This window comes from Streptomyces sp. NPDC059456 (assembly GCF_042750055.1).
Lineage (GTDB): Bacteria > Actinomycetota > Actinomycetes > Streptomycetales > Streptomycetaceae > Streptomyces.
Genome location: NZ_JBHYVA010000738.1, coordinates 1 through 4,098 on the forward strand (window position 1 = coordinate 1; position 4,098 = coordinate 4,098).

Annotated in this window: 4 protein-coding genes; all 4 read right to left on the bottom strand. The window is 70.3% G+C overall.

Features of this window, described 5'->3' with window-relative positions; translation table 11 throughout:
- On the bottom strand, positions 1-633 hold a 633-nt coding region (locus tag ACFXA3_RS37480; protein WP_385194882.1), incomplete at its 3' end, for a helix-turn-helix transcriptional regulator.
- A 72-nt stretch (positions 634-705) separates the two neighbouring features.
- Positions 706-1,698 (bottom strand): ParB/RepB/Spo0J family partition protein, encoded by a 993-nt coding sequence (locus tag ACFXA3_RS37485; RefSeq protein WP_385194885.1) that lies wholly within the window; start codon positions 1,696-1,698, stop codon positions 706-708.
- On the bottom strand, positions 1,695-2,975 hold the full coding sequence (locus tag ACFXA3_RS37490; protein WP_385194888.1) for a ParA family protein: 1,281 nt from the start codon (positions 2,973-2,975) through the stop codon (positions 1,695-1,697). The genes ACFXA3_RS37485 and ACFXA3_RS37490 overlap by 4 nt, the downstream gene beginning before the upstream one ends.
- A 181-nt stretch (positions 2,976-3,156) precedes the next feature.
- Complete coding sequence (locus ACFXA3_RS37495) at positions 3,157-3,831, bottom strand: ScbR family autoregulator-binding transcription factor (RefSeq protein ID WP_385194892.1); 675 nt, start codon at positions 3,829-3,831, stop codon at positions 3,157-3,159.
- Positions 3,832-4,098: the final 267 nt, after the last annotated feature.

A 4,098-nucleotide genomic window follows, 5' to 3' on the forward strand; every position in this document is an offset into this window, starting at 1 on the left:
GCCCCCGCCGGGGGGGGGGGCGGGGGCCGGGGCGGGGGGTTTACCGGGTTTCAGGGTGGGGGGGGAGGCGGGGGGGGCGGGGGGTGCCGCCGGCACCGCGGCGGGCTGTTCCGGAACGGGAGCGTTAACGGCGTTAACGGTGGGCGGTGCCGGCGGAGCCGTGGGCGCCTCCGGTGCCGGGGCGTTAACGGCGTTAACGGTCGGCGGAGGTGTCAGGTCTGGAGACGGGGGAGGGGCAGGGGCGTTAACGGCGTTAACGGTCGGTGCTGCCGGGGCCGGGTCCGGGTCCGCAGATGCGGGCGGTGCCGGGGCGTTAACGGCGTTAATGGGGTGGAGGGTGGCCAGGCCTTCCAGGAGGCGGGCGTAGGCCGCGCGCTTCGGGGCGCGGGGGGCCGTACGGCCGGTCTCCCAGGACGTGACCGTTTCACGGCGTACGGAGAGGGCCTTGGCGATCTGCTCCTGGCTCAGGCCCGCGGCCTCGCGCAGGCGCTTGCGCTCGTCCGGGTGCGGGAGCGGGTCCTGGGCGGCTTCCTCGAGCAGCGCGTCGACCGCTGCGAAGAGGCTCTCTTGTTCGTCGGGCATCGGTACTACCTCCGAGTGCAGCCTAGGTGAACCGCACGGTCGAACGCACATGAAGCGCACGTGGGGGCGTGGACGGCGTTAACGGGGTTAACGGCGTTAACGCCCCCGGCGTGGGTGCTGTCATCAGAGACGCTGCATCAGGAGCTCCGTGACGGCCTTGAGGTCGTCCGGGGTGAGGTGCGCCGTCAGGGCGTCCGCGATCGTTTCCGGGGAGTCCGTCGCGATCGAGATCCGGGGCGCCGCAGGTGTGAGCGTGGGCGTGGGCGTGGGTGTAGGCGTGGGTGCCCGGGTCGGGGTCGGTGCAGGAGCGTTGACGGCGTTAACGGCGTTAATGGTGGGAGGTGCCGGGGGCGGAGCATTAACGGCGTTAACGGTCGGCGGGGGCGTGTGCGTGCGCTGCCGCGGTGGGTTGACGGCGTTCAGGCTCTCGTCGGCCGCTGCCTCCTGCTGCTCCTGCGGGAGGCGGCCGATCCGGCGGGCCGGTTCGACCTTCAGCTCGCCCGTGTCGACCTTCTCCTGGAGGGTCGGGGTGAGGTTCAGCAGGGTCAGGCGCTGGGAGACCCAGGCCGCCGTCTTGCCCAGGCGCTTGGCGACCTGGGCCTGGGAGCCGTGGACGTCGACGAGTTCCTGGAGCGCACGCGCCTGGTCCATGGGGGCCACGTCGACCCGGTGGACGTTGGCGATCAGCGCCGATTCCAGGATGTCCGCCGCGGACGCGGACAGGGCGTCGTTCACGTGGATGTGCATGGTCTTCAGGCCGGCCAGCTGGGCCGCCGCGAGGCGGCGGTTGCCGTCGATGACCACGTACGGGGCACGGCCCAGGCCGTCGGTCTGCCCCGGATGGGCCTCCATGAAGGCCATGCGGGTGGCGACCGCGAGGGGCTGGAGCTGGCCGCGGGAGAGGAGCGACTGGGCCAGCTCGTCGAGTTCGGTGAGGTCCTCGCGGAGGTTGAACGGGTTGTGCGCGAGCGCCTCGATCGGCACCTCGGACGGGGCCGCGATGCCCGACGTGGGGGCTCCGGTGGCCTCCGCGATGGCCGCACGGCGGGAGCTGACGCTGACGGGCTGGGCACGCGCGAACGATGCCGAGACTCCGAGTTTGTCGGCCTTGCTCATGAGATCTCCCTGGCGAGGGCGCGCATCGCGATGGCTTGGTCGCCCTTGGGCGAGTACACGAACAGCGGCTGCTTCACGCGGACGGCTTCGCGCTGTTCCTTGAGGTCGGGTACGACGGCGACGACGCGCGGATCCTTTATGTCCATCCAGGCCTGGAGCGAGGAGGTCGCGATGTAGCCGCGACGGCCGTCGTAAAGGTTGACGACGAGGCCGAGGTAGTCGATTTCGAGGCTGAGGTCGTCGCGCAGGTCATTGATCTGCGAGGTGAGCAGGTCGTACGCGTCAGCCGACGAGTCCTCCGCCTGTACGACGATCAGCGCGCCGGAAGCGCCCTGCTGTTCGGTGTCGCGGCGGCGCCCGTAGTAGATCGCGGCGTCCATGCTCAGGCCGAGGCTCGGCGGGCAGTCGATGAGGATGACGTCGTAGTCGGACTCGACGGGGGACAGGGCGCGTTCGAGGGCGGCCTCGCGGGCGCGCACGGTGGAGAGGCGGACGTCGAGGAGGAAGGCGTCCGTGCAGGCGGGCAGCAGGTGCAGGCGGTTGCCGAAGCGCTGGTCCGGGATGGGGACGATCAGATCGGAGAGGGGGCCCTTGGCCTCGCTCGCCATGTGGCAGGTGAGGCTGTCGCCGCCGATGGGCAGCGGCTGCTGGCCGAGCTGCTTGGTGAGGTGGCCCTGGGGGTCGAAGTCGACCAGCAGGACGCGCATGCCGAGGCCCGGGAGGTCCTCCAGGTCGAGGGAGCTCGTCTCGGCGTGGTGGTGCGGCTGCTGCCGGCCGCCGTCCTCGCCCTCCTCGGCCGCGGAGAGGCGGGCCAGCTGGCGGGCGATCCGGACCGGGTGGAGACTGTCCGGGTCCTCGGCGAGGGCCTCGGCCGTGCCCGCGGTGATGGCGGTCTTGCCGACGCCGCCCTTCTGGTTGCAGACGATGATCCGGCGCACCACGGAGGGCCGCTTGACCGTCGGGGCCGGATTCATCTCCAGCCAGAGGCGGACCGCCTGGGCGAGGCCCTGGATGAGGGAGACGCCGCGGTCCTTGGAGTCGGCGCGGAAGGACTCCCACTGGCCGGCGGGCAGCCAGGTGGAGAACGATTCGGCGCCCGCGGTGTCGACGGGGGAGGGGGCGGAGGCGAGGGCGCTCCACTGAGCGATGCCCTGGTGGACGGCGTCCTGGATGTCGACCCGCAGTTGGGCGGTGCGGATCTTCAACTCCTGACGGAGCCACGGGGGGAGCTTGGAGACGACCTTCTCCCGGTCGTTCTGAGATGAGGGCGAAGTCATGAGAGGGACTTTACTAACGTTCGTGGGCTGATGTGGGCGCCACGCTTGGGTTTTGCTAACGAAATGGCGTGAGAAGCATTCCAATCGGCCCCTGGGTACACGACAGGGCGGCCTCGCACACGCCGTAGCGAGCACCCCCGTGGTTCACCACGGCGTATGCGAGGCCGCCCTGGATGCGCCGTCAGCCGACCGGTACCGCCGGGGAGTCCGCCGCGGTCAGCCCGAGTTCGGCCCGGCACTCGGGCGAGCCGGCCGGGTCGAAGAGGGGGATGCGGTCCGCGGGCACGATGCCCGGGAGGAGGAAGTTCCAGAGGTCGATGACCCGGGCGTGCAGGTCGGCGCGGCCGGTGCGGACGTGTGAGGTGACCTGGATTCCGGTGAACGAACCGACGAGGAGCGTCGAGAGGTCGTACAGGTCGAGGAAGGGGAAGACGTCGCCACGGTCCTGGGCCGGCTTCAGGCAGCCGTGGCAGGTGTCGATCCACGCGTTGTAGGGCGTCGGGTCCGGGTTGGTGAAGGAACCGAACTCGATGACCAGACGGATGCCGGCGCGGATGCGGACGTTGGCGCGCAGGCCGTACGCCATCTGGTGCGTCAGGTCGATGACCGTCTGCAGGCCCGGGTCCTCGATGGCGGGGACGCCCGCGGAGACCTGGAACTGCTCGTCCATCAGGGTGCGGGCGAGGGCTTCCTTGGACTGGAAGTGGAAGTACAGGGCCCCCTTGGTGACTCCGGCGTGCTTGACCACGTCGCTGAGGCTGGCGCCGCCGAAGCCGAAGCGGTCGAAGGCGATGGCCGCGCCGTCGAGGATCGCCTGCCGCGTGATTTCGGCACGTTCCTGCCGGGCCCTTGCCATGTGGGGGTTCTCCTGCCGCTCGTGCTTGCCGCTGCCGCTGCCGCTGCCGCGCGGCGTGTGGCGTGTGGGATGGGGTTCATCGGTTGTTCAAGGATCAATCTAGTGGGATGGAGGGAAAGAAAACCAGTCGACAAGTACTTTTTCGTTAACGGCGTTAACGGCGTTAACGCCGTTAACGGTTCGCCGCGGGCGGGCTCCGGGGCGGGCGGGGCGTTAACGGCGTTAACGGTCTGCCCCCCGGGGTGGGTCGGCGGGCCGGGCGTTAAC